General features: G+C 62.7%; 23 protein-coding genes and 1 pseudogene. 7 read left to right on the top strand and 17 right to left on the bottom strand.

The genetic code is table 11. From position 1 onward, the window contains the following. Positions 1–15: 15 nt before the first annotated feature. A complete protein-coding gene (locus C4Q26_RS26310; RefSeq protein WP_023380563.1) occupies positions 16–729 on the bottom strand; it encodes an MgtC/SapB family protein in 714 nt (237 codons plus the stop codon). A 417-nt stretch (positions 730–1,146) separates the two neighbouring features. On the opposite strand from C4Q26_RS26310, the gene C4Q26_RS26305 reads away from it, so the two are divergent. After that, the gene (locus C4Q26_RS26305; RefSeq protein ID WP_023380564.1) at positions 1,147–1,614 is read left to right on the top strand and encodes a sterol desaturase family protein; all 468 of its coding nucleotides are present in this window, start codon (positions 1,147–1,149) and stop codon (positions 1,612–1,614) included. A gap of 1 nt (position 1,615) precedes the next feature. Here the strand turns inward: C4Q26_RS26305 and C4Q26_RS26300 are convergent, their stop codons facing one another. Both C4Q26_RS26300 and C4Q26_RS28535 read right to left on the bottom strand, forming a co-directional pair. Further along, a complete protein-coding gene (locus C4Q26_RS26300; protein WP_023380565.1) occupies positions 1,616–2,515 on the bottom strand; it encodes a bile acid:sodium symporter family protein in 900 nt (299 codons plus the stop codon). A gap of 103 nt (positions 2,516–2,618) precedes the next feature. After that, complete coding sequence (locus C4Q26_RS28535) at positions 2,619–2,858, bottom strand: hypothetical protein (RefSeq protein WP_238346476.1); 240 nt, start codon at positions 2,856–2,858, stop codon at positions 2,619–2,621. Positions 2,859–2,886: 28 nt separating this feature from the next. Here C4Q26_RS28535 and C4Q26_RS26290 point away from each other — a divergent pair, with 28 nt between their 5' ends. The 4 genes from C4Q26_RS26290 (at position 2,887) to C4Q26_RS26275 (ending at position 6,348) form a co-directional block, all read left to right on the top strand. Then, positions 2,887–3,765, top strand: coding sequence for a Dyp-type peroxidase (locus C4Q26_RS26290; protein WP_104883936.1), 879 nt, complete (start codon positions 2,887–2,889; stop codon positions 3,763–3,765). An 89-nt stretch (positions 3,766–3,854) separates the two neighbouring features. Next, positions 3,855–4,763, top strand: a complete 909-nt coding sequence (locus C4Q26_RS26285) for an aldo/keto reductase (RefSeq protein ID WP_027906956.1) — start codon at positions 3,855–3,857, stop codon at positions 4,761–4,763. A 3-nt stretch (positions 4,764–4,766) separates the two neighbouring features. Further along, positions 4,767–6,065 carry an NTP/NDP exchange transporter gene (locus C4Q26_RS26280; RefSeq protein WP_104883935.1) on the top strand — a complete coding sequence of 433 codons (1,299 nt, stop codon included), beginning with the start codon at positions 4,767–4,769 and terminating at the stop codon, positions 6,063–6,065. Between the two features lie 112 nt (positions 6,066–6,177). Then, positions 6,178–6,348, top strand: a complete 171-nt coding sequence (locus tag C4Q26_RS26275) for a general stress protein (protein WP_023380570.1) — start codon at positions 6,178–6,180, stop codon at positions 6,346–6,348. 61 nt (positions 6,349–6,409) lie between these two features. On the opposite strand, the gene C4Q26_RS26270 is transcribed toward C4Q26_RS26275, so the two are convergent. Further along, on the bottom strand, positions 6,410–8,191 hold the full coding sequence (locus C4Q26_RS26270; RefSeq protein WP_104883934.1) for a phosphoethanolamine transferase CptA: 1,782 nt from the start codon (positions 8,189–8,191) through the stop codon (positions 6,410–6,412). A 203-nt stretch (positions 8,192–8,394) separates the two neighbouring features. Between C4Q26_RS26270 and C4Q26_RS26265 the strand changes: the two genes are divergently transcribed. Continuing rightward, positions 8,395–8,946 carry an ATP-dependent Clp protease proteolytic subunit gene (locus tag C4Q26_RS26265; protein WP_023380572.1) on the top strand — a complete coding sequence of 184 codons (552 nt, stop codon included), beginning with the start codon at positions 8,395–8,397 and terminating at the stop codon, positions 8,944–8,946. A gap of 93 nt (positions 8,947–9,039) precedes the next feature. After that, positions 9,040–9,288: a DUF6555 family protein gene (locus C4Q26_RS26260; protein WP_023380573.1), complete on the top strand. Its 249-nt coding sequence runs from the start codon at positions 9,040–9,042 to the stop codon at positions 9,286–9,288. 27 nt (positions 9,289–9,315) lie between these two features. Here C4Q26_RS26260 and paaZ read toward each other — a convergent pair whose 3' ends face one another. The 13 genes and pseudogenes from paaZ to paaH all read right to left on the bottom strand — a co-directional run bounded on the left by paaZ (position 9,316) and on the right by paaH (position 23,273). Continuing rightward, complete coding sequence (gene paaZ / locus C4Q26_RS26255; RefSeq protein WP_104883933.1) at positions 9,316–11,367, bottom strand: phenylacetic acid degradation bifunctional protein PaaZ; 2,052 nt, start codon at positions 11,365–11,367, stop codon at positions 9,316–9,318. A gap of 24 nt (positions 11,368–11,391) precedes the next feature. Further along, positions 11,392–12,624 carry an OprD family porin gene (locus C4Q26_RS26250; protein WP_023380575.1) on the bottom strand — a complete coding sequence of 411 codons (1,233 nt, stop codon included), beginning with the start codon at positions 12,622–12,624 and terminating at the stop codon, positions 11,392–11,394. A gap of 33 nt (positions 12,625–12,657) precedes the next feature. Beyond that, positions 12,658–14,226 (bottom strand): annotated as a pseudogene (locus C4Q26_RS26245) (cation acetate symporter); the annotation flags it as partial. Further along, a complete protein-coding gene (locus C4Q26_RS26240) occupies positions 14,217–14,525 on the bottom strand; it encodes a DUF485 domain-containing protein (protein ID WP_023380577.1) in 309 nt (102 codons plus the stop codon). The gene C4Q26_RS26240 and the pseudogene C4Q26_RS26245, both read right to left, overlap by 10 nt. Positions 14,526–14,642: 117 nt before the next feature. Continuing rightward, positions 14,643–15,719 (bottom strand): 1,2-phenylacetyl-CoA epoxidase subunit PaaE, encoded by a 1,077-nt coding sequence (gene paaE / locus C4Q26_RS26235; RefSeq protein ID WP_023380578.1) that lies wholly within the window; start codon positions 15,717–15,719, stop codon positions 14,643–14,645. 15 nt (positions 15,720–15,734) lie between these two features. After that, positions 15,735–16,268 carry a 1,2-phenylacetyl-CoA epoxidase subunit PaaD gene (gene paaD, locus C4Q26_RS26230; protein WP_027906951.1) on the bottom strand — a complete coding sequence of 178 codons (534 nt, stop codon included), beginning with the start codon at positions 16,266–16,268 and terminating at the stop codon, positions 15,735–15,737. Next, the gene (gene paaC / locus C4Q26_RS26225; protein WP_023380580.1) at positions 16,255–17,013 is read right to left on the bottom strand and encodes a 1,2-phenylacetyl-CoA epoxidase subunit PaaC; all 759 of its coding nucleotides are present in this window, start codon (positions 17,011–17,013) and stop codon (positions 16,255–16,257) included. The genes paaD and paaC overlap by 14 nt, the downstream gene beginning before the upstream one ends. A gap of 8 nt (positions 17,014–17,021) precedes the next feature. Beyond that, positions 17,022–17,303, bottom strand: coding sequence for a 1,2-phenylacetyl-CoA epoxidase subunit PaaB (paaB, locus tag C4Q26_RS26220; protein ID WP_004374528.1), 282 nt, complete (start codon positions 17,301–17,303; stop codon positions 17,022–17,024). 25 nt (positions 17,304–17,328) lie between these two features. Next, positions 17,329–18,318 (bottom strand): 1,2-phenylacetyl-CoA epoxidase subunit PaaA, encoded by a 990-nt coding sequence (gene paaA / locus C4Q26_RS26215; protein WP_023380581.1) that lies wholly within the window; start codon positions 18,316–18,318, stop codon positions 17,329–17,331. Between the two features lie 344 nt (positions 18,319–18,662). Further along, positions 18,663–19,982 (bottom strand): phenylacetate--CoA ligase PaaK, encoded by a 1,320-nt coding sequence (gene paaK / locus C4Q26_RS26210; RefSeq protein ID WP_023380582.1) that lies wholly within the window; start codon positions 19,980–19,982, stop codon positions 18,663–18,665. Positions 19,983–20,094: 112 nt separating this feature from the next. After that, positions 20,095–21,315: a 3-oxoadipyl-CoA thiolase gene (gene pcaF / locus C4Q26_RS26205; protein WP_041925495.1), complete on the bottom strand. Its 1,221-nt coding sequence runs from the start codon at positions 21,313–21,315 to the stop codon at positions 20,095–20,097. After that, entirely contained in the window at positions 21,308–21,763 is a 456-nt protein-coding gene (gene paaI / locus C4Q26_RS26200) for a hydroxyphenylacetyl-CoA thioesterase PaaI (protein ID WP_023380584.1), read from the bottom strand. The genes pcaF and paaI overlap by 8 nt, the downstream gene beginning before the upstream one ends. Further along, positions 21,756–23,273 (bottom strand): 3-hydroxyacyl-CoA dehydrogenase PaaH, encoded by a 1,518-nt coding sequence (gene paaH, locus C4Q26_RS26195; RefSeq protein ID WP_104883932.1) that lies wholly within the window; start codon positions 23,271–23,273, stop codon positions 21,756–21,758. Before paaH ends, paaI begins: the two co-directional genes overlap by 8 nt. Position 23,274 lies beyond the last annotated feature (1 nt).

Raw genomic sequence — 23,274 nt, 5'->3', positions numbered from 1 at the left:
CGCGCCTTGACCGGTTCAATCAGCCGCCAGTGCCTGTGGCTGTATTTGCCAGCGCACGGCACTGACGCCCTTTTCCAGGCTGACCCGACTGACCAGGCGCTCAAGCTGCCCAGCCGCTTGCGGGTTACCCAGCAGTTCGGCGCGAACCTCCAGGCGCTTCGGGTCGGCCAGGTCTTCGCTGTGCAGCGACTGCAAGCGCAGGCCAGGGTCAGCAAGGCTATGCAGCATCAGGCTGCGTACCTGGATTTCGTCCTCGGCTCGGCAAACGATGCGCACTTCGAAATGCTGTTCGACTTCACTGGCAGGCACGACCTGTTGCTGATCCAGGCGCTGGGCGATATCACGCAGCAAAATGTTCGCGCACAACACCACCAGGCTGCCCAAGCTTGCCTCCAGCAGCAGGCCCAGGCTGCACAGCACACCGATAGCGGCAGTACACCAAAGGGTGGCGGCGGTATTGAGGCCACGCACGTTGAAACCATCACGCATGATGACGCCGCCCCCCAGGAATCCAATGCCCGAGACCACATAGGCCGCGATACGCGAGGCATCGTTGGGGGCCATGCCGGGTACCGCCTGGGTCATCAGCACGAACAAACAGGCGCCGGTACTGACCAGCGCATTGGTGCGCAGGCCGGTCATGCGTTGACGTAGTTGACGCTCGGCGCCGATCAGTGCACCGAGCAGAAGGGCAGTGCTGACGCGCAGCAGAAAGACTTTCCAATCCATAGCAAACCTCTTCGATGGGCAAATGCCCATGCGAGCGCCACCATACGGCGCGGTTGAAAAACCAGAAATGCGCAGGACCACCGGTGGTGGTACAAGAGGGAGGAATTGGCCTTGAAGAAGGAGCATTCCACTGCCTTGCCAATGGCGAGACAGTGGCAGGAATCTGCCGGACTAGCTCGCCGGGTGGGCCTGTCGCAAACGACTGGGGCTACTGTCCAATGCAGGACTCCTGTTCAGGAATGCAAAAGTGCGACGCGGACCATACGCCGCGAAACCAGGGCGGTCAAGGCTAAAAACATGACAATGGCTTCATCAGGAAAACGGCTACAAACAACGCGTAAACCTGACAGTTTCGTGGAAAAAAACGGTGGCAGCCGGTACCCTTGGCCATCCGTTTTCCATCGCCCGGACCTTGACATGCTGTTCAATCTTGCCGTGCTGTTCGGCACCCTGGTGGCCATGGAGGGCGTCGGTACGCTGGCTCACAAGTACATCATGCATGGCTGGGGCTGGTGGCTGCATCGCTCGCACCATGAACCGCACCTGGGCATGCTTGAAACCAACGACCTGTACCTGCTGGCCTTGGGATTGATCGCTGCCACGCTGGTGGCGTTGGGCAAGTCAGGCTACGCGCCGCTGCAGTGGGTGGGCGGTGGCGTGGGCGGTTACGGATTGCTGTACGTGCTGGCCCACGATGGTTTCTTCCACCGGCACTGGCCCCGTAAACCGCAACCGGTCAATCGTTACCTGAAGCGTTTGCACCGCGCGCACCGCCTGCACCATGCGATCAAGGGGCGCGAAGGCTGCGTTTCGTTCGGCTTCTTCTACGCACCACCCTTGAGCAAACTGAAAAGGCAGTTGCAGCAGCGCCGTAAACGGCCGTGAATCAATTGGCCGTTTCGCCCTTGGGCGCAGGTGCCGCCGCACCATGCCCGCGGCTGACCCACCAACCGAAGCCTGCTGCGGTGAAGAACATCAGCAAGCTGTAGAGCGCTGCCGGTACGGCCATGGTCGCGTTGTTGAGCAGTGACGGGCTTAGCGCCAGCGCAATGGCCAGTGTTCCATTGTGAATACCGATTTCCATGCCGATGGCGATAGCCTGGCGCTTGGGAATGTTCAACAGCCGAGGCACCCAATAACCGACAGCCAGGCTCAGCAAGTTGAACAGTAAGGCCGCCAGGCCGACGACGGGGGCATACTCCACGACGGTCTGCCAATCCTTGGCCAGTGCCAGGACGATGGTGAAGGCCAGGAACAACGCAGCGATCAGCTTCATCGGTCTTTCCATGCGAGTGGCAAAGCGCGGTGCCCAGTGGCGAATCAACATGCCGAGGCCGACCGGTAGCAGCACGATCGCGAATACCTGCAAGACCTTGGCGAACTGCAGCGGGATGGCTTGCTCAGAAGCCATGAACCAGGCCAACGACAGGTTCACTAGCAGCGGCATGGTCAGAATGGCGATCAGCGAGTTCACTGCCGTCAATGTGATGTTCAGCGCGACATCGCCATGAGCGAGGTGACTGAACAGGTTGGCCGTGGTCCCACCCGGGGACGCGGCCAACAACATCAAGCCCACTGCCAGCGCCGACTCGAGGCCAAAGCCGTTAGCGATCAGGAAACAGACCAGTGGCAGCAGCAGAATCTGGCACGTCAGGCCAACCACCACGGGCTTGGGGTACTTCACCACGCGGGCGAAGTCTGCCAAGGTCAGCGACAGCCCAAGGCCGAGCATGATGATGCCCAAGGCCAGGGGGAGGACAGCGGTCAACAGGGGAGAGGCGGTCATCGGCGGGTTCTCGGGCGCATGATCCGAGGAGTGTAGGTCGGCTTAACTGACTCGCTAATCGCACAATGCCAGTGCTTGGTAACCTTTTGTTACTGCACCCGCTTCAGCCCAGGGCGTCCGGCAGCAAGAGGACCCCGATACGCTCGGCCAGGTCGAGCAGTTCGGTGAATGCGGCCGGGTCTACCCGCACATCTCGGCTGGCCTCGAACTTTGCTGGCACCAACGCCTGGACGATGCGCTTGATGGCCTCTTCGGGAGCGCCGGCGATTCGCGTCGAGAAGTACTGGCCGAATATGCAGCGGCCGCTTGCCGCGTTGCGGTGAGGCCGCGGGCGCAGTAGCATTCGGGCTTTTGCCAAGGATTAGCCTGACATGCCGTATCAGCAAGGTCTGCTTGCCACGCCGGTGCCAGCCCACGCCCGTCACCTGTTCTTCGCCATCGAATCGCTCGAGGCGTTGCCCTCCGTTCTCGATGCCCTGCAACCACAGGTCGATGGACGCAGCCTGATCCTGGGTATTGGCGCACCGCTGGCCAAAGCGCTGGCTCGCGACATCGAAGGGCTGCGGCCGTTTCCGCTGCTGGACGCGGTGGTCGAGAACCCAAGTACCCAGCATGCCTTGTGGCTGTGGCTGCGGGGTGAAGAGCGCGGCGATCTGTTCCTGCGCGCCCAGCAGCTTGAACAATCGCTGAGCCCGGCCCTGCGCCTGGTGGACAGTGTCGACGGTTTCCTGCACCGCGCAGGCCATGACCTCACAGGTTATGAAGACGGTACCGAGAACCCGCGGGACGAAGCGGCGGTCGAGGCGGCCATCGTCGCTGGCGACCACGTTGGCCTGAGCGGCTCCAGTTTCGCCGCTTTCCAGCTGTGGAAGCATGACCTGAACTACTTCAAGTCGCTGCCCCAGCCTGAACAGGACGACATCATCGGTCGCCGCCTGAGCGACAATGAAGAGCTCGAAGACGCTCCGGAATCGGCCCACGTCAAGCGCACCGCCCAGGAAAGCTTCGAGCCAGAGGCCTTCATGGTCCGCCGTTCAGTGTCCTGGACCGACTCGCGTGGTGCGGGTCTGGCTTTCGTGGCCTTGGGCCGCTCGTTCGATGCTTTCGAGCTGCAGCTGCGCCGCATGAGCGGTCTCGAGGACGGTGTCATCGATGCATTGTATCGTTTCAGTCGCCCGCTCACTGGCGGCTACTACTGGTGCCCGCCGATGACCGAAGGTGCGGTGGATCTGCAGCGTTTGCTCGGCTGATCGCTAAACATCCAGATACAGAAACACCCGGCGGCCACGGATAGAGCAACTAGCCTTGGAAGTTTCCGACAGATGACGGGAGCTTTGCCATGTACGCACGTCGCGATGTCCTGCGCGCTGGGGCGACGCTTGGTCTGATGGCCGCCAGCCCCTGGCTGCGGGCGGCCAACACCGACGGGCTGATTACCCGCACCATCGCCTCTACCCAGGAAGCCTTGCCAGTGATTGGGGCGGGCACGTCAGGCAGTTTCGAGGTCCAGGCCGGCTCCGCGCAGTACCAGCAGCTCAAGGTCGTTTTGAAGGCCTTTTTCGAGGGTGGCGGCAAAGTCATCGACACCTCACCCAACTACGGCGGAGCGGATGCCATCCTTGGCCAGTTGCTGGAGGAGGGCGGATGGCGCCAGCAGTGTTTCATTGCCACCAAGATCGCTGCCAACAGCCGCGCCGATGCCCAGGAGCAATGGGCGGGTACCCTGCGCAGCCTGCGCACCGACAAGGTCGAGCTGTTGCAGGTGCACAACCTTCGCCAATGGCAGATCCAGCTGCCCTATGCCCGCGAACTCAAGCAGCAGGGCAAGACCCGTTACGTGGGCATTACCCATTACCTCAACAGCGGCCATGACGACGTGGCCGAGATCGTGCGCCGCGAGCCGCTGGACTTCATCCAGATCAATTACTCGGTCAACGCCCCGGACGCGGCGCGGACCTTGTTGCCGTTATGCCAGGAAAAAGGCGTTGCGGTGCTGATCAACCGGGCATTCGACGATGGGCGTCTGTTCGCCCGGGTCAAGGATATGCCCCTTCCGGGATGGGCTGGCGAGGCAGGCATCGGCAGTTGGGCGCAGTTGTTTCTCAAGTTCGCCATCAGCCATCCGGCGGTCACCACGGTGATCCCAGCCACCGGCCGCCCGGATCGCCAGCTCGACCAACTCAAGGCCGGGCACGGGCCGCTATTGACCCAGGCGCAGCAACAGGCGCTGATCGAACAGTTCGCCTGACCCATGAACACCTGGCGGCGTCGACTGGGCAAGGGGCTGAACTGGCAACCAGGGGAAGGCGCAGCGGTGGTGGCGGGCCTGGTGCTTTTCTATCTGCTGTTCACCGGCTATTTCATGCTGCGTCCGGTGCGCGAAACCATGGGCGTGGCGGGCGGGGTGGATAACCTGCAGTGGCTGTTCACCGGGACCTTCTTCGCTACCCTAGTGAGCCTGCCTTTGTTTGGCGTGCTCGCCAGCCGGGTACGCCGACGCCATATCTTGCCTTGGACCTACGGTTTCTTCGCCAGCAACCTTCTGTTGTTCGCTGTGCTCTTTGCCCGCAATCCGGATGATATCTGGGCAGCACGGGCCTTTTACATCTGGTTGTCGGTGTTCAATCTGTTGGCCATCTCCCTGGCCTGGAGCGTGCTCGCCGACATCTTCGACAACGAACAGGGCACGCGGCTGTTCGGGCTGCTGGCCGCCGGGGCCAGCCTGGGCGGGCTCAGTGGGCCGATCCTCGGCACCTTGTTGGTGGCACCCCTCGGCCACGCAGGCTTGCTGCTGCTGGCCACCGCTTGTCTGCTGGGCAGTATCGTTGCCACTGGGTATTTGCAACGTTGGCGGGCGCGCCACCCATTGCCCGCCATTTCCGAACACCCACCCTCCAAACCTCTGGGCGGAAATCCACTGTCTGGCGCCACCGCCGTGTTGCACTCCTCGTACCTGCTGGGCATTGCCGGTTTCGTGGTGTTGCTGGCCAGCGTCAGCACCTTCCTGTACTTCGAGCAGGCGCGGATCGTCAGCGAGACATTCACCGACCGCACTCGCCAGACCCAGGTTTTCGGGCTGATCGACACCATCGTCCAGGCCCTGGCGATTCTCACCCAGCTGTTTCTCACCGGACGTCTGGCCCGATATCTGGGGGTTGGTGTCCTACTGGTGGGGGTGCCGCTGGCAATGGCGGTCGGTTTCGTCTGCCTTGCGCTGTATCCAGTCTTTGCGGTGTTCGTGGTGGTGATGGTGGTGCGTAGGGCCGGAGAGTACGCATTGGTGCGACCGGGTCGGGAGATGCTGTTCACGGTGCTGACGCCCGAGGACAAGTACAAGGCCAAGAACTTCGTCGACACCGTGATCTACCGCGGCGGCGATGCGCTGAGCGGTTGGCTCAAGCGCGGGCTGGACGTGATGGCCGACCATCCCCAATTGGCCATGGTCATTGGCGCTCTGCTGGCACTGGGCTGGGGGCTGACCGGCAGTTGGCTGGGGCGACGTCATGGCCAGTCGCTTGGTGCGCCAAATACAGACTCCCCGCATATTTAACGCCACCGGTCAGAACCCTTCTTTTGAAAACGAATCCCTGCGGGAGACCGCACTCCGAACCTATGTACGGCGTACTGCCGTGCATATCCGAAGCCAAATGAGGTTAAAGACCATGGCTAACAAAGAAAATGGCCGCCAGGGTAGTCAAGGCGGCAGCAAGAACCCTGGCAACTTCGCCAACGACCGCCAGAAGGCCTCCGAAGCGGGGCGCAAGGGCGGCCAGTCCTCCGGCAGCAACATGGACCACGACCGCGAGTCGGGCCGCAAGGGCGGTCGCACTTGAGTGAAGGCGCTGCAGTGCCGGGCATGTCCTGGCACTGCATTGCCGCGTTTCGCTCAACCTCTCAGATCTTGCCAGGGGTAGGATTGGCGGCGTTCGCCGTGCCCTGCACCCGGGTGGCCTTGTCCAGGGTATCCTGCGGCAACTGGTCGAACTCATGCAGACCGTCCTTGCGATAGGGGTCGCCAATCCAACGTGGCGCCGCCACGAATTGCGAACTGACCAGGCTCTTCTTCGGCTCGTAGCGGTCATAGCTGAGCCCCGCGAGGTCTGACAGCGTATGGATCAGGTGCGAGCTGCTGTAGGCCCGGTTGGCCATCGCCTGGAAGTCGCGCGGATGCGTGGCCTGCCAGCTTGGCGAGGTCCAGAGTAAGAATGGAATGGTGTACATCGGCCGGGTCGGGGCGCCTTCGTTACGTCCCAGGCGGTCATGATTACCCGAGCTGTACACATCTTCGCCGTGGTCGGACAGGTACATCAGGAAGCCATTGGCAGCGCTTGCCGAGTAACGTTTGATCAGGCTCGAAACCACGTAGTCGTTATACAACACCGCATTGTCGTAGAAATTGTAGGTGTCTGCCTGGCTGTCGGTGAGCTGAGGCGGAACACCTTGCCGGTCTGTGAAGCGATCGTAGGCCTGCGGGTAGCGATAGCGGTAATCCATGTGCGTCCCTAGCAGGTGGACGATGATGAACTTGTTCGGTGCGGGGTCTTGCAATGCCTTCTCGAACGGTGAAAGCACCACGTCGTCATACTGGCTGGCGTTCTGATTGCGCTGGTTGTTCAGGTAGACCTGCTCGTCGGTCTGCTGGGAGAACGTGGTCAGCATGGTGTTGCGCTTAGTCATGGTCTGCTGGTTGGTGATCCAGAAGGTCTTGTAGCCCGCCTGTTTCATCAGGTTGATCAACGATGGATCGGTGAGGAAGCGGTCCGGGTTCTGCTGGTCACCGAACGTCAGGATCTGCTGCATCACCTCGATGGTGTAAGGGCGAGGCGAAACCACGTTGTGGAATACCGTCAGGCCTTTGTCGCTGGCCGCCAGAGCGTCGAGATTCGGGGTGGTCGGACGGTTGTAGCCATACAGGTGCATGTGTTCGCGGGTTGTGGATTCGCCCAGCACCAGCACCAAGGTGCGCGGTTCGGTACCGCTGCTGTCATGGAGATTTTTCAAGGGCGGCAACGAGGCGTTGCGGGCCAGCAGTGCCTGCATGTTGTCCAGTTGCTGGCGATACTGCCGGTAGCCGACCAACAACTGCCAGGGGACCGCCGGTTCCATGCGCTGCTCGACCTTTTCCATCGCGTCGGCAAAATTGCGCTGCTGATTGACCATCTGTTTGTAGAAGGGGTAGACGAGGTTCGCCGCCAACAGCAGAACAACTACCGGAACGCGACTGCGAAGAGGCAGCGAAACCGGGCGAATGCGCTTCCATAGCAGCACGGCGACCGCGGTGTACAGCAGCAGTGCCAAGCCCAGCCAGATACTGAAGTACTGGCTGAAGTACTCGCTCGCCTCTGCAGTGTTGGACTCGAACATCACGAAAATGACGCTTTGCGAGAACTCCTGGCGATAGATGCCGAAGTAGCTCAAGCCCACCAGGGAGGCGCCCCATAGCACCAGGCCAATCACTGCCGCGGTGGCGCGGGTGAAGCGCGGCAGCAATAACACCGGGGCAAGCCAGAGGCTGCTCAGGAACAAGGCGTCGCGAAAACCGGCAAAGCCTGTGGTACCGCTGAACAGCAAGAGCGCCTGGGTGACGCCGGAGAAGTACCAGAAGAACAGAAGTAGCCAGCCCAGGCCGGCCCAGTCCAGGCGTTTTGCGGTGGAAGGGGATGTAGTGTCTGACACGTTTGCCTCGTTGAACCATGGCGGCCGCGAGTCCTGCGGCTGCCGGAAAGGCCGTGACGCTAAAGGGAGGACTGTGAAAATAACGTCAACAGAAAGTCGCCGATGGGTCATTTCGAGGGAACTTTGCCAGCGCTTGGAGATTCCACCCAAGGGAGCTCTTTTTTGATGAGCGCCCCTGGGCCACCCCGAATGCGGAGACCAGCATGGCCAGACATATCATCCACTTCACCGGACCTATCAACTCGTCCACCTGTGGCAACCTGATCAGCACGTGCGGCAAGGCGATCCAGCAGGGCGCCGATGTGTTGCAGTTGAACATCGCCACCATGGGCGGTGAATGCAGTTACGGTTTCACCTTGTACAACTTCCTACGTAGCCTGCCCATCGCGTTGCATACCCACAACCTGGGTACCGTGGAGTCGATGGGCAACATTCTGTTCCTCGCGGGCGAGCACCGCACGGCCTGCAGCTACAGCAAATTCCTGTTCCATCCGTTTCACTGGACACTGCATGGCTCGGTGGACCATGCGCGGATGGCTGAGTACGCCATGAGCCTGGACTATGACTTGCGCCTCTATGCGCAGATCGTTGCCGAAAGAACCGAAGGCAGTGCCGAAGCCCTGGATGTACCTCGCTACCTGATGGCCTACCCGCGCATTCTGGGCCCCCACGAAGCGCTGCAAAGCGGGCTGATCCACGCCATCGACGAGCTCGCGATCGGTTCCGAGGCCACCCAATGGAGTGTGCATGCGTGAAACCCCTCTCAGTCGCTGAACAGCGTTTTGAATTTTCTGGAAAAACCCTGATCCATCAAAGGCTCATCCACGGAGAACAGGAGGCCCCCTGCGATGCCTAGCCCACAGCTGTATATCATCGACTATCAACTGCACGGCCAGCCGCGCAGCTTCATCATCCGCCTGGACCGGCTGGACAACGCCGACGCCTGGCATTGGGCCAGCTGTGACGCGGGGATCGGGGTGATTCCGAAGTTCGGGCGGGAAAAGCTCAGGAAAGTCAGCCGTCCGATGGCTGAGCGCTATGGCATCACCGAGGTCAGCTGGCGAGCTTCCGGTGACCGTCAGCGGCCCCCGCAGTGAGGCCTGCAGGGGCGCGCGTTCGCACACTCAGGAGCGTTTGAGCACCAGGGTCAGGATGTCGTAGCTGGCGACCAGCTCGCCCAACTGGTTGGTGACCTCCACGTCCCAGGCCACCACGCCTTGGGGTTGGCCAAGAGGACTGGTCTTGCCTTGGTCGATCTTGCGCTTGCAGGTCAAGCGCGCCTGAATGGTGTCGCCAATGCCAACCGGGTTGATGAAGCGCAGGGTGTCCAGGCCGTAGTTGGCCAGCACGGGCCCGGCGCCGGGGGAGACGAACAGCCCGGCAGCGGCAGACAGCACGAAGTAGCCATGGGCGATGCGCTTGCCAAACTGCGATTGCTTGGCGGCGATCTCGTCGAAGTGCATGTAGAAATGATCGCCCGACAGGCAGCCGAAGTTGACCAGGTCGGCTTCGGTGACGGTGCGACGGTGCGTCAGCAGCGACTCGCCGATGCGCAGGTCGTCGAAATGGCGGCGGAACGGGTGAACTTCGGTTTCGATCACTTCAGCGCCGCGGACATACTCGCCGGTGACGGCGGTGAGCATGCTTGGCGAGCCTTGCACGGCGGCGCGCTGCAGGTAGTGCTTGACCGCACGCAAGCCGCCCAGCTCTTCACCGCCGCCCGCTCGGCCGGGGCCGCCATGTTTCAATTGCGGCAGCGGCGAGCCGTGGCCGGTGGACTCTTGCGCGGCCTCGCGGTCCAGCACCAACAGACGACCATGCCAGGCGGCTGCAGCCGGAATGGCCTTGGCTGCCACTGCACGGTCGGCGGTGACCAGCGTCGCCACCAGGCTACCTTTACCACGGGCGGCCAGAGCCAGGGCCTCGTCCAGGTCGTCATACGCCATCAGCGTGCTGACTGGGCCGAAGGCTTCGATATCGTGGGCTCCGCCCTCGGCGTGAGGATCCCGGGCCTGAAGCAGGGTCGGGGCGAAGAATGCACCCTCGGCAACACCTTCGCCCACTGGGGCAAAGCCATCACCCGCACCGAACAGCTGGTCGCAACTTTCCAGCAGGCTGCTTACGCGCTCGCCGACATCGCGCTGCTGGTCGTGGGACGCCAGGGCCCCCATGCGCACACCTTCGACCGAAGGATCACCCACCACCACCTTGCTCAAGCGTTCACGCAAGCGGGTAGCGACAGCGTCAAGGTGCTTGGCTGGAACGATGGCGCGGCGGATCGCCGTGCACTTTTGTCCGGCCTTGGTGGTCATCTCGCGCACCACTTCCTTGATGTACAGTTCGAACTCTTCGCTGTCCGGGGTGACGTCCGGCCCAAGTATGGCGCAGTTGAGTGAGTCGGCTTCGGCGGTGAAGGGCACAGAGTTGCGCACCAGGTTCGGTGTTACCCGCAATTTGGCGGCGGTATCGGCGGAACCGGTGAAGGTCACCACATCCTGGCCTTGCAGGCGGTCGAGCAAGTCGCCTGTGCTGCCGATCACCAGTTGCAGGCTGCCGGCCGGCAACAAGCCGGACTCGTTCATCAGGCGCACCACGGCTTCGGTAAGGTAGCTGGTGGAGGTCGCCGGCTTGACGATGCACGGCATGCCAGCCAGGAAGGTCGGGGCAAATTTCTCGAGCATGCCCCAGATTGGGAAGTTGAAGGCATTGATGTGCACAGCCACGCCGGCGCGCGGCACCATGATGTGGCTACCGGCGAAATGGCCTTTTTTGCCCAATGGAATCGCCGGACCTTCATGCACCAGGTTGCCGGACGGCAGTTCGCGGCTGCCAATGCCTGCATAGGAAAACAGCGTGGCGTTGCCGCCTTCGATGTCGATCCAGCTGTCGGCGCGGGTAGCGCCGCTGTGGTGGGACAGGGCGTAGAGCTGTTCTTTGCGCTCGGCCAGGTAAAGGGCCAGAGCCTTCAGGCGGGCAGCGCGCTGCTGGAAATCCATGGCCATCAGTTCTGCAAGGCCACGTGCCCGGGCGAAGTCCACGGCTTCGGCGAAGTCCGGGCGCTCTTCGTGGCTATAGGCCAGGACGTGACCGTCCAGGGCACTGCGCAGGGCCTGGGCGCCGTGCTGGCCGATCCAGCGGCCGGCGATGAAACTCTGCAGGGTTGGGGCGTCGGACATGCTGTTCTCCTCAAGAAGGCGCTGTTACCACAGCGCCAGGGTGTAGCCGATGATCAGGCGGTTTTCGTCCACGGCATTGGTCAGGCCGTTGCCGGAACGGAAGGTGACGTTGCGCCAACGCAGGCTGACGTCCTTGAATGGGCCGCTCTGGATGACGTAGGTAAGGTCGGTGTCGCGCTCACGCTCACGACCATTGCTGAGCGTGGCGGTCTCGGCATGGCGGCCGTCGGTGTAGCGGGTCATGAAACTCAGGCCGGGGATGCCCATCGCCACGAAGTCGTAGTCGTAGCGCACTTGCCAGGAGTCCAGCCCGGCACGGGTGAAGGTGTTGTAGGTCACCAGGTTGACGGTGAACGGGTCACCGCCGTTGACGAATGGAAAGGCGCTGTCGCCGGACATCTGCTGCCAGGTGGCGGTGAACTTGTGGGCCTTCACGCCCAGTGTGAACAGGGCGTTGAAGTTGCGGTTGTCGATGTTGCCCGCGCGCTCGGCACCGTCGCCGCGGCTGTCGAAGTAGCGCAGGTCGCTACGCAAGCTCACGCCTTCGCCCAGGGGCTGGGTGTGCACCAGGCCGACGAACTGCTGGCGGTAGATCTCGTCGAGCTTGGCGTAGTAGTAGCTGACAGTGGCCTGCGGGGTGATGGCGTAGCTGCCACCGGCCAGGTCCAGGTGATCGCTGCTGGCGGCGCCGTAGCCCATATCGTCGCGGCCGGACGAGTCGCGCAGGTTGACTTTGCTCAGGCGCCCGGCGTTGACGGTCAGCCCATCGATGTCCTGGCTGGTCAGCAGTCCGCCCTGGAAGGTCGACGACAGCAGGCGGGTGTCGTTGTACACCACCACTGGCAGGATCGGTTGCAAGGTGCCCAGGCGCAGCGTGCTCTTGGAGACCCGCACCTTGCCGGTCAGGCCCAACTCGCTGTAGTCATCCACCGGCTCATGGCTGTTCGGTCCGAACGGCAGCAGGCCGGTGTTGCGCCGGTCGCGGCTGGAGTCGAGCTTGATGCCAAGCTGGCCCATGGCATCCACACCAAAGCCCACGGGACCTTCGGTGAATCCCGATTCCAGTCGTGCGGTGAAACCTTGGCCCCATTCCTCGGCCTTGGCCTGGGGAGCGTTAGCCTGACGGAAGTCGCGGTTGATGTAGTGGTTGCGCAATTCCAGCCGTGCATGGCTGTCGTCGATGAAGTCCGCCATGGCCGGCAAGGGCAGGGCAAGTGTGGCGAGCCAGGCGGCTGAAGTCAGATGCGTGCGGTTCATTGTTTTTTTATCCGACATGATGCTGTTCTGGGGTCAGTGCTTGCTGGCGCCAGCGGCGCCGATACCGGTCATGGAGCGGATGAACTGCGCCAGGTAGCGCCCACGCTCCTCGCTGGCACGCGCGGAGGTGTCTGTTACCGAGAACACCCAGGCGCAGAGGAAGGCCAGGCTCATGGAGAACAACGCGGGGTTGCTGTAAGGGAACAGCGCTTGTTCGTTGTGCAGCACGTTGACCCACACTGCCGGGCCCAGCACGACCAACACGATGGCCGAAACCAGCCCGGCCATGCTGCCGCACACTGCGCCTCGGGTGGTCAGGCCTTTCCAGAACATCGAAAGCAGCAGCACTGGGAAGTTGACCGAAGCGGCCACGGCCAGCACCAGTCCAGACAGGAAGGCGATGTTCTGCGACTCGAACACCAGTCCCAGCACGACCGCCAGCAAACCAATCACCAGCGTGGCGATACGCGAGACGCGCATTTCCTGCTGTTCGCTGGCCTGGCCCTTGCGCACCACGCACGCGTAGAGATCGTGGGACACGGCGGAGGCGCCGGACAGCGCAAGGCCGGCGACCACCGCTAGGATGGTGGCGAAGGCCACGGCCGAGATGAAGCCCAGGAACAGGTTGCCCCCCACGGCCTGAGCGAGGTGTACGGCGACCATGTTGCCACCACCGATGATCGCACCACTGGCGTCGCGGTAGGCTGGCTCGGTGCCGACCATGACGATGGCACCAAAGCCGATGACGATCAGTAGCAGGTAGAAATAGCCAATGAAACCAGTGGCATAGAACACACTCTTTCGGGCCTCCTTGGCATCGCTGACGGTGAAGAAACGCATCAGGATATGGGGCAGGCCGGCAGTGCCGAACATCATGCCCAGGCCGAGTGAGATAGCGTCGATAGGGTTCGACAGCAAGCCGCCCGGTGCCATGATCGCCTGCCCTTTGGCGTGCACCGCCACGGCATTGGCGAACATGGCCTCGGTGCTGAAACCGAAGTGCTTGAGCACCATGAAGGCCATGAAACTGGTACCCGACAGCAGCATCACCGCCTTGATGATCTGCACCCAGGTGGTGGCGAGCATGCCGCCGAAAGTCACGTAGGCGACCATCAGTACTCCGACCAGGATCACCGCATACAGGTAGCTGATGCCGAAAAGCAGCTCGATCAGCTTCCCGGCACCGACCATTTGCGCCACCAGGTACATCAGCGCCACGGCCAGGGTGCCGAACGCCGAGCTCAGACGCACCGGCGTCTGCGCCAGGCGGTAGGAGACCACATCGGCGAAAGTGTACTTGCCCAGGTTGCGCAGGCGTTCGGCGATCAGGAACAGAATGATCGGCCACCCGGCCAGTACACCCAGGGCATAGAGCAAGCCGTCATAGCCGTTCATGAACATCATCGCCGAGATGCCCAGGAACGAGGCGGCGCTGATCATGTCGCCCGCAATCGCCAGGCCGTTCTGCATGCCGGTCAGGCCTCCGCCGGCGGTGTAGAAGTCGCTGGCCGAGCGCGTACGCATCGCTGCCCAGCGAGTGACCAGCAGGGTAAAGCAGACGAACACCATGAACATCGAGATGGCAGTCCAGTTCATCGTGCGCACTCCTGCTTGACCTTGTCGTTCAGGGGGTCGAGGACGTTGTTGGCACGGTGCACGTAGAGGCCGGTCAGCGCGAAGGACAGCAACACCATCAGGACGCCCACCAGCATGCCGACGGTGGTGACGCCGCCGCTCAGGGACTGGCCCAGGGTGCTGGGGGAAAATGCCACCAGCAGCACGAAGCCGTAGTAAATCACCAGCATGGCCAGGGTCAGGCTGCCATTGAGGCGGCGCTTGGACCGGACCAGGTGCTGGAAGTCGGGGTGGTTGGCGATGCTGTCGATGTGTTCGGGTGTCATGGGAAGCGATCTCTGGGTGTTGTAATTGTTGTGTTGAGGTCACGCGGGTGTTGCTAGGCAGTTCAGCGCCATGGAGATCCCACAGCCGCTCCGGGAGAGGCTGCGGTAGTCCAGGTGTCAGAGCTGGTCGAAATCAAGGACCACCTTGTCGCTCACCGGGTAGGTCTGGCACGACAGCACATAACCGGCCGCCACTTCGTAGTCCTCCAGCGCGTGGTTACTGTCCATCTCGACTTCGCCCTCGATCACCCGACACTTGCAGGTGGAGCACACACCGGCCTTGCACGAGTAGGGCAGTTCGGCGCCGATGGCGTTGCCGGCGTCCAGCACGTTCTGGGTATTGCGCGGCAGGTCGAAGGTAAGGGCGCGGCCATCGCTGATCACGGTGATGTGGCTGAGCGCGGAGTCGACCTGGCGCGCCGCCTCGCGGGCTTCGCGACGGGCTTGGCTGCCAGCGGCGGCGAACAACTCGAAATGGATGCGCTCATTGGCCATGCCATTGGCCTGCAGACTTTCACGCACGGTTTCGGTCATCGCCTGCGGGCCGCAAACGAACGCGGCATCCAGGCTCGAAACATCCATCCAACGGGAGAACAGCTGGCCGCACTTGTCGGCATCGATGCGACCGTTGTAGAGGTCGACGTCCTGCTGCTCGCGGCTGAACACGAAAATCAGGTTCAGGCGGTCGAGGTAGCGGTTCTTGAGGTCTTCGAGCTTGTCGCGAAACAGCGCGCCGGAACTGGAACGGTTGCCGTAGAGCAGGGTGAAGCGGCTGTTCGGTTCGCTGGCCAGGGTGGTGGCGATGATCGACAGAATGGGGGTGATGCCACTGCCGGCAGCTACTCCCAGGTAATTGCCCTGGCGCGTGGGGTCCAGCGGCACGAAGAAGCTGCCGGACGGCGGCATGACCTCCAGCTGCTGGCCGGCCTTGAGGGCCTCGTTGGCGAACGCCGAGAAGCGACCGCCTGGCACGCGCTTGACGGCCACACGCAGTTCGCCGTCCTGCACTGCGCTGCAGATGGAGTAGGACCGGCGGACTTCTTCGTCATTCAGTTGGGTGCGCATCACCAGGTACTGGCCTTGGGTGAAGCGGAACGTTTCCCGCAGGTGCTCGGGCACATCGAAGGCAATGGACACCGCATCACGGGTTTCGGGGCGCACTTGCTTGACGGTCAGGCTGTGAAACTGGCTCATGGTGGTCTCCACGGCTCAAATGCATTTGAAATAGTCGAACGGCTCCAGGCACTCGCGGCAGCGGTACAACGCCTTGCATGCGGTGGAGCCAAACTGGCTGAGCAACTCGGTGTGGCGACTGCCGCACTGCGGGCAGCACACCTGCGGCGGTTCGCCCAGCAGGCTGCGCTTGCTGGGGTTGCCCTCAGGGGGAGCGATGCCGTAGGCCAACAGGCGTTCTCTGCCTTGGGGGGTGATCCAATCGGTGGTCCAGGCCGGGGTCAGTCGACGCTCCAGCTGCGGCGCGGCAAAACCGGCTTGTTCCAGGGCATGACGAATATCGTCCTCGATCACCTCGGTGGCCGGGCACCCAGAGTAGGTGGGCGTGACCACCAGGTGCAGGTGACCGGCGCGCCAGTCGAGGTCCCGGACGATGCCAAGGTCGACGACGCTGACCACTGGCACTTCGGGGTCCATGACCTGCTCCAGCGTCTTCCAGGCGAGGGACAGGTCATCACCGCGCAGCGCACGGGCGCGACGGTCGCTGGTAATCAGCTCACCAGGTTGCATCGGGATATGCCCTTGGCAGGAACTGCATCTCGGCCAACAGCAAGCCCAGATGTTCGGTGTGCAGGCCTTTGCGACCGTCGAGGTAGAAGTGACTGGCGGCTTTGGGCAACGGCAGGTCGACCGAGTCGAATACCGTGCTCACCTGCTTGAGCCAGGCAGCGCCTACCTGAGTTGGATCGGCAGCGATACCCGCCTCGGCCAGCTGCACTTCGCCGTCGCTGCCGGTGTTCAGCTCGACCGTGAAACGCCACAGCGCTGCAATCGCATCGAGCATGCGTCGGCGGCTCTCGTCGGTGCCGCCCCCGAGGCGCTGTACCCACTCGCCAGAGCGGCGCAGGTGGTAGGTGACTTCCTTGACCGCCTTGGCAGCGATACCGGCGATCCGCTCGTCGCTGGATGCCTGAAGCTGCTGCAGCACGGCAAGGTGCCAGGCGTCGTAGAGGAACTGCTTGGTCATGGTGACGGCGAAGTCGCCATTGGGCTGTTCGACCAGCAGCAAGTTACGGAACGCCCGCTCGTCCCGGCGAAACGCCAGGGCATCGGCATCGCGGCCGTCATCGAGCAGTTCTGCAGCATATTCCAGCCAGTTGCGCGCCTGGCCGACCAGGTCGAGGCCGACGTTCATCAGGGCCAGTTCTTCTTCGAGGGCAGGGGCGCGGCCGCACCACTCGCACAAACGCTGGCCCTGGACCAGGGCGCTGTCACCCAGCAGAAGCAGATACGCAATGAGGTTTTGTTCGTGCATGGCGGGCCTCACATGTGTCCGACTTCGTCGGGCAGCTCATAGAAGCTGGCATGGCGGTACACCTTGTCGTCGGACGGGGCGAACAAGGGGTCTTTCTCATCGGGCGAGGACGCGGTGATCAAGGCTGAGGGAACCACCCAGAGGCTCACGCCTTCGCTGCGGCGGGTGTACAGCTCACGGGCGTTTTCGATCGCCATGGCGGCGTCGGCGGCATGCACGCTGCCGACATGCTTGTGGTTCAGGCCGTGCTTGCTGCGCACGAACACTTCATAAAGGGTCCAGACAGACATTTTCGATCTCCGCATCAATCGCCGCTCAGGCGGCGTTCTTGTTCTGTTGCTTGCGTGCATAGGCCACGGCCGCTTCGCGGACCCAGGCGCCATCCTCGATGGCCTTGCGCCGGGTGGCGACGCGCTCCTGGTTGCAGGGGCCGTTGCCCTTGATGACTTCGTAGAACTCGTCCCACTGGATTTCGCCGAAGTCGTAGTGGCCACGGGCTTCGTTCCACTTCAGCGCCGGGTCGGGTGCGGTGCAGCCCAGTAGCTCGAGTTGCGGTACGGTCTGGTCGATGAAGCGCTGGCGCAGTTCATCGTTGGTCTGGCGCTTGATTTTCCAGGCCATCGACTGGGCGCTGTTGGGCGAGTGCTCGTCGCTGGGGCCGAACATCATCAGCGCTGGCCACCACAGGCGGTTGATGGCGTCCTGGACCATGTCCTTCTGGGCCTGGGTGCCGTGGCGCATCATGGTCAACAGCAGTTCGTAGCCCTGGCGCTGGTGGAAGCTCTCTTCCTTGCAGATGCGGATCATGGCGCGGGAGTAGGGACCGTAGGAGGTGCGCTGCAGCACCACCTGGTTGACGATGGCGGCGCCATCGACCAGCCAGCCCACGGCACCCATGTCGGCCCAGCTCAGGGTCGGGTAGTTGAAGATGCTCGAATACTTGGCCTTGCCGCTGTGCAGCTTGGCTATCTCTTCGTCGCGGTCCGCGCCGAGGGTTTCCATGGCGCTGTAAAGGTACAGACCGTGGCCGGCTTCGTCCTGGATCTTGGCCATCAGTTGCAGCTTGCGCTTGAGGCTCGGCGCGCGGGTCACCCAGTTGCCTTCCGGCAGCATGCCGACGATTTCCGAATGGGCGTGCTGGGAGATCTGCCTGATCAGCGTCTGGCGGTAGGCCTCGGGCATCCAGTTCTTGGCTTCGATCTTGACTTCGGCGTCGATCTTCTCCTGAAAGTTGCGCTCCTCGGGCGACATCTCCTCCAGTGACTTGACGCGCTTGACTCCGGTTTCCACTAGCTGTGCGTACATGTTCCGACTCCTGCTAAGGCATGAGTCATTTGTAAGCGATACAAAACATAACGTCAAACTGTTTTATGTGTATCACGTAACGTTTATGTATCGCTTTGCCTGTCTGGAGTTTTGAGGTGGCCAATGAATCGAGCGCCGCCCGCGCGGCGCATCGCGAGCAAAGCTCGCTCCTACGTCTGTTTCGGGCCAGTAACGTCAGTCACAAACGCGCGCGACCGCCTGGTTTGTACGACTCGATATTGCGTCGTTCACCAAAGGGTTCATTGGCCCGAAACAGGTGTAGGAGCGAGCTTTGCTCGCGATGCGCCGCGCGGGCGGCGCTCTATCTGAGGCACACCAAAAAATCAGCTGGCCAACCGTTTGTCATACACATGACAGGCCTTGCCCTCGGAACGCTTGAGCGTCCCGCAGGGCTGTAGCCGCACTTGGGTGCTGATACCGATGTACGTCTTGATCTGCTTGGTCAGCTCGCCGGTCAGCAGTTTGCGCTGCGCCTCGTCCAGGTGCTGGCACTCGGCACGCAGCTCGACATGCACTTCGACACTGTCCAAGTTTCCGTTGCGATACAGATGAATCTCGTATAGCTCTGAAAGCTGTTTTATTTTGAGTACCTGCTCTTCGATCTGCGTCGGGAACACGTTCACCCCACGGATGATCAGCATGTCGTCACTGCGCCCAGTGATCTTGCCAATCCGTCGCATCGGCCTGGCCGTGCCGGGCAACAAGCGGGTGAGGTCGCGGGTGCGATAACGCACCATCGGTAGCGCCTCCTTGCTTAGCGAGGTGAACACCAACTCGCCCAATTGCCCGTCTGGGAGCACCTGGCCGGTTACCGGATCGATGATCTCGGGGTAGAAGTGGTCCTCCCAGATGGTCGGGCCGTCCTTGGTCTCGATGCATTCCATGGCCACGCCTGGCCCCATGATTTCCGACAGGCCATAGATGTCCAGGGCGTCGATGCCCAGGCGCTGTTCGATGGAACGACGCAACTCGTCGGTCCAAGGCTCGGCGCCGAAGATGCCCAGACGCAGCTTGAGGTCCTGTGGGTCGATGCCTTGGCGCTCGATTTCATCGGCCAGGTTCAGCATGTAGGACGGCGTGACCATGATGATATCGGGCTGGAAATCGCGGATCAGCTGCACCTGCTTCTCGGTCTGGCCGCCGGACATCGGGATGACCGTGCACCCTAGACGCTCGGCACCGTAATGGGCGCCCAGGCCGCCGGTGAACAGGCCGTAGCCATACGAGACGTGTACCTTGTCGCCCTTGCGCCCGCCAGCGGCACGAATCGAACGGGCAACCACATTGGCCCAGGTGTCGATGTCGTTCTGGGTGTAACCCACCACCGTGGGTTTGCCGGTGGTGCCGCTGGATGCATGCAGGCGCACGACCTCTTGCTGGGGCACGGCGAACATGCCGTAGGGGTAGTTGTCGCGCAGGTCGTTCTTGCCGGTGAAGGGGAACTTCGCCAGGTCTTCCAGGCACTTGAGGTCATCGGGGTGGGCGCCGCATTCGTCGAAGCGCTGGCGGTACAGTGGCACGTTGTCGTAAGCGTGCTTCAGGCTCCAGCGCAGTCGCTCTAGCTGATGCTGGCGCAGGGCGTCGATACTGGCGGTTTCCATCGGGTCCAGCAGGGCACGATCGGCATCATGGTACATGTTCATGGCTTCACTCGAATTGTTCTTGTACGCCGGCGGTTTCTCTGAAAGCGCCTGGGCCGTGAGTGTCATGGGCGCAGCATAACCGGCTGCGCCGTCCTGGGTAACAAGCCGTTGGTCAGAGGCGCTCGATGACCATGGCAATGCCTTGGCCGACACCGATGCACATGGTGCAGAGGGCGTAATGGCCGTGGGTGTTTTCAAGCTCGTGCAGGGCGGTGGTGACCAGTCGCGCGCCACTCATGCCCAACGGATGCCCCAGGGCGATGGCGCCGCCGTTTGGGTTGACCCGCTTGTCGTCATCGGCCAGGCCCAGTTCGCGCAGCACCGCCAGACCTTGCGCAGCGAAGGCTTCGTTGAGTTCGATGACGTCCATGTCGGCCAGGGACAGACCGGTCAACTCAAGCACCTTGCGCGTCGCCGGTACCGGGCCAATACCCATGATGCGCGGCTCCACGCCCGCCACCGCCATGCCGACGACCCGGCCGCGAGCCTTGAGTCCGTAGCGCTGAGCGGCGGCAGTGCTGGCTAGCAGCAGCGCGCAGGCTCCGTCGTTCACCCCCGAGGCATTGCCCGCGGTGACGCTGCCGCCTTCGCGAAACGGCGTGCCAAGCTTGGCCAATTGTTCCAGTGTGGTGTCGCCGCGAGGGTGTTCGTCCTGTTCGACGCGCTTGGCCGGGCCTTTGCGCTGGGCGATCTCCACGGGCACGATCTCTTGTGCCAGGCGACCGCTGGCCAGCGCTGCTGCGGCCTTTTGCTGGCTGCGCAAGGCGAAAGCGTCCTGGTCGGCGCGAGAGATACCGAACTGGGCGGCAACGTTTTCTGCTGTTTCGGGCATCGAGTCGATGCCATATGTGGCCTGCATCAGCTGGTTGACGAAACGCCAGCCGATGGTCGTATCAAACAGCTCTGCGCTGCGGCCGAAGGCTTGCTCGGACTTGCCCATGACGAAGGGCGCTCGCGACATCGACTCGACACCACCGGCCAGCATCAGCCCCGCCTCGCCGCAGCGCAGGGCACGAGCAGCGTTACCGATGGCATCCAGGCCTGAGCCGCACAGGCGGTTGATGGTGGTACCAGGCACCGCAATGGGTAGGCCAGCCAGCAATGTGGCCATGCGCGCGACGTTGCGGTTGTCTTCGCCGGCCTGGTTGGCACATCCGAGGATCACATCGTCGATAGCCTGCCAGTCCAGCTCGGGGTGACGCTGCATGAGCGCCTTGATCGGCACCGCTGCCAGATCGTCTGCACGCACTGCGCTCAAGGCGCCCGCATAGCGGCCAATCGGGGTACGAACGGCATCGATGATCAATGCATCGAAGCGCATGGGTTCAGTCATCTTGCGTCTCCTGCGTCAGCACCGTGCCGCGCACTTTGTAGGATTTGCCGTGGAACAGGGCGATCAGCTCGCCGTGTTGGTTTTCAATGCGCACGTCGTACAGGCCTGTGCGGCCTTTACGGGTGAGCTCGATGGCCGTTGCCGTGAGTTGGTCGCCGAGCCGTGCGGGGGCGACGTAGTCGATGCTGCAGCCCGACGCGACCGTTGCCTCGTCGTAGCTGTTGCAGGCGAAGGCGAACGCCGAATCGGCCAATGCGAATAGAAAGCCGCCGTGGCAGGTGCCATGGCCCTGGATCATGTCGGCGCGTACCGTCATGCCAAGGCGCGCCTTGCCGGCAGCGATGTCTTGCAGACCGATGCCCAGGCTCTGGCTGGCCTGGTCGCGGGAGAACATGGCATCGGCGCAGGCCTGGGCGAGTTCGTCGGGCGTGCGTTGAGGTTCAGTCATGCAGGCGGCCTCCATTGGCATTGCTGCGTCGCAGCAGCAGGGAAGGGCGATAGCGGCTTTCGCCATAACTGCGTTGCAGGTTGTCAAGCACGCGCAGGGTGTAGTCGACACCGATGTGTTCGGCCCAGGCCAACGGGCCGCAGGGGTAATTGACCCCGGCGCACATGGCCAGGTCGATGTCGGCTGCCGTGCCGACGCCTTGCAGCACGGCATCGGCGGCTTCGTTGGCGAGCATGGCGACTGTCCTAAGCACCACCAGGCCGGGCAGGTCGGCCACAGCGGTGACCTGCAAGCCTGCACGTTGCAGCAGGGCCACTGCCTGATCCCGAGCGGCAGGGCAGGTGCCGGCAGCGCAACCGATGGCAAGACGGGTTGCAGTGGCATAGTCCAGGGCCAGGTCGAGCAGCACCAAGTTGCTCAGGCCATCCTCGCGTGCGCGCTGGCTGGCCAGGCGGCCATCGCTCAAGGCCAAGGTGGCGTCGCCGACGCGCAGCAGTCCCTTGCCTGCACGCTCGGTCACGCTGACACCTGCCGCGCGCAGGCGGTCAAGCAGCGGCTGCATCACCCCCAGATGACCTTCGACCACACAGTGTTCGACCTTTGCCGCACTCTGCAGTACCGATGCCGGGGGGCGCTCGGCTCCTTCGGCGTAGCTATAAAAGCCTTGCCCGGATTTGCGGCCCAGGCGGCCTGCATCCACCAACTCTTTCTGCACCAGCGAAGGCTGGAAGCGGAAGTCACCATAGAAGGCGTCGAACACCGAGCAGGTCACGGCATAATTGACGTCATGGCCGATCAGGTCGGTCAGCTCGAAGGCGCCCATGCGAAAACCGCCTGCATCGCGCAACAATGCATCAAGGCTCGCACAATCGGCGGCGCCTTCTTGCAGCAGTCGCAGGCTCTCGGCGTAGAAAGGACGTGCCACACGGTTGACGATGAACCCCGGCGTCGAGCGGGTATGCACCGGCGTCTTGCCCCAGGCTTTGGCGGTCTTGTACAGGGCGTGCGCCAACGCCGGGTCGGTCGCCAGGCCGGAGACGATCTCTACCAGTGCCATCAATGGCGCCGGGTTGAAGAAATGCATGCCGATCACATTGTGCGGGCGCTCAAGGCCAGCCGCCAGGCTGGTGATGGACAAGGAAGAGGTGTTGCTGGCCAGAATGCAGTCGTCGGCGCACAGGGTTTCGAGCTGACGCAGCAGGCTTTGCTTGACCTGGAGGTTCTCCACGATGGCCTCGACAACGAGACGTGCGTCTGCCAGTTCGGCGAGGGTCTCGACCGGTTGCAGGCGGCCGATGATGGTCTCACGGGCCTGACCCTGCAGCTTGCCTTTGTCGACCAGGCGTCCAAGCTGGCGGTCGATTCCTGCAATGGCCTGGGCGGCCGCGCCTGGACGGTTGTCGTACAGCTTGACCGGGTGGCCAGCCTGGGCGGCCACCTGGGCGATACCTGCGCCCATGGCGCCGGCACCGATCACGGCAACCTGGGCAGTGATGGCGAGTGCGCTCATG

The organism is Pseudomonas sp. SWI44 (genome assembly GCF_002947915.1).
Classification (GTDB): Bacteria; Pseudomonadota; Gammaproteobacteria; order Pseudomonadales; family Pseudomonadaceae; genus Aquipseudomonas; species Aquipseudomonas taiwanensis.
This window is presented reverse-complemented; position numbering and strand designations above follow the sequence as displayed.

Excerpts from the sequence above, each read along its gene's own strand:
- C4Q26_RS26310 (WP_023380563.1), bottom strand. The coding sequence starts at position 729 with ATGGATTGGAAAGTCTTTCTGCTGCGCGTCAGCACTGCCCTTCTGCTC.
- C4Q26_RS26305 (WP_023380564.1), top strand. The coding sequence starts at position 1,147 with ATGCTGTTCAATCTTGCCGTGCTGTTCGGCACCCTGGTGGCCATGGAG.
- C4Q26_RS26300 (WP_023380565.1), bottom strand. The coding sequence starts at position 2,515 with ATGACCGCCTCTCCCCTGTTGACCGCTGTCCTCCCCCTGGCCTTGGGC.
- C4Q26_RS28535 (WP_238346476.1), bottom strand. The coding sequence starts at position 2,858 with ATGCTACTGCGCCCGCGGCCTCACCGCAACGCGGCAAGCGGCCGCTGC.
- C4Q26_RS26290 (WP_104883936.1), top strand. The coding sequence starts at position 2,887 with ATGCCGTATCAGCAAGGTCTGCTTGCCACGCCGGTGCCAGCCCACGCC.
- C4Q26_RS26285 (WP_027906956.1), top strand. The coding sequence starts at position 3,855 with ATGTACGCACGTCGCGATGTCCTGCGCGCTGGGGCGACGCTTGGTCTG.
- C4Q26_RS26280 (WP_104883935.1), top strand. The coding sequence starts at position 4,767 with ATGAACACCTGGCGGCGTCGACTGGGCAAGGGGCTGAACTGGCAACCA.
- C4Q26_RS26275 (WP_023380570.1), top strand. The coding sequence starts at position 6,178 with ATGGCTAACAAAGAAAATGGCCGCCAGGGTAGTCAAGGCGGCAGCAAG.
- C4Q26_RS26265 (WP_023380572.1), top strand. The coding sequence starts at position 8,395 with ATGGCCAGACATATCATCCACTTCACCGGACCTATCAACTCGTCCACC.
- C4Q26_RS26260 (WP_023380573.1), top strand. The coding sequence starts at position 9,040 with ATGCCTAGCCCACAGCTGTATATCATCGACTATCAACTGCACGGCCAG.
- paaZ (WP_104883933.1), bottom strand. The coding sequence starts at position 11,367 with ATGTCCGACGCCCCAACCCTGCAGAGTTTCATCGCCGGCCGCTGGATC.
- C4Q26_RS26250 (WP_023380575.1), bottom strand. The coding sequence starts at position 12,624 with ATGAACCGCACGCATCTGACTTCAGCCGCCTGGCTCGCCACACTTGCC.
- C4Q26_RS26240 (WP_023380577.1), bottom strand. The coding sequence starts at position 14,525 with ATGACACCCGAACACATCGACAGCATCGCCAACCACCCCGACTTCCAG.
- paaE (WP_023380578.1), bottom strand. The coding sequence starts at position 15,719 with ATGAGCCAGTTTCACAGCCTGACCGTCAAGCAAGTGCGCCCCGAAACC.
- paaD (WP_027906951.1), bottom strand. The coding sequence starts at position 16,268 with ATGCAACCTGGTGAGCTGATTACCAGCGACCGTCGCGCCCGTGCGCTG.
- paaC (WP_023380580.1), bottom strand. The coding sequence starts at position 17,013 with ATGCACGAACAAAACCTCATTGCGTATCTGCTTCTGCTGGGTGACAGC.
- paaB (WP_004374528.1), bottom strand. The coding sequence starts at position 17,303 with ATGTCTGTCTGGACCCTTTATGAAGTGTTCGTGCGCAGCAAGCACGGC.
- paaA (WP_023380581.1), bottom strand. The coding sequence starts at position 18,318 with ATGTACGCACAGCTAGTGGAAACCGGAGTCAAGCGCGTCAAGTCACTG.
- paaK (WP_023380582.1), bottom strand. The coding sequence starts at position 19,982 with ATGAACATGTACCATGATGCCGATCGTGCCCTGCTGGACCCGATGGAA.
- pcaF (WP_041925495.1), bottom strand. The coding sequence starts at position 21,315 with ATGACTGAACCCATGCGCTTCGATGCATTGATCATCGATGCCGTTCGT.
- paaI (WP_023380584.1), bottom strand. The coding sequence starts at position 21,763 with ATGACTGAACCTCAACGCACGCCCGACGAACTCGCCCAGGCCTGCGCC.
- paaH (WP_104883932.1), bottom strand. The coding sequence starts at position 23,273 with ATGAGCGCACTCGCCATCACTGCCCAGGTTGCCGTGATCGGTGCCGGC.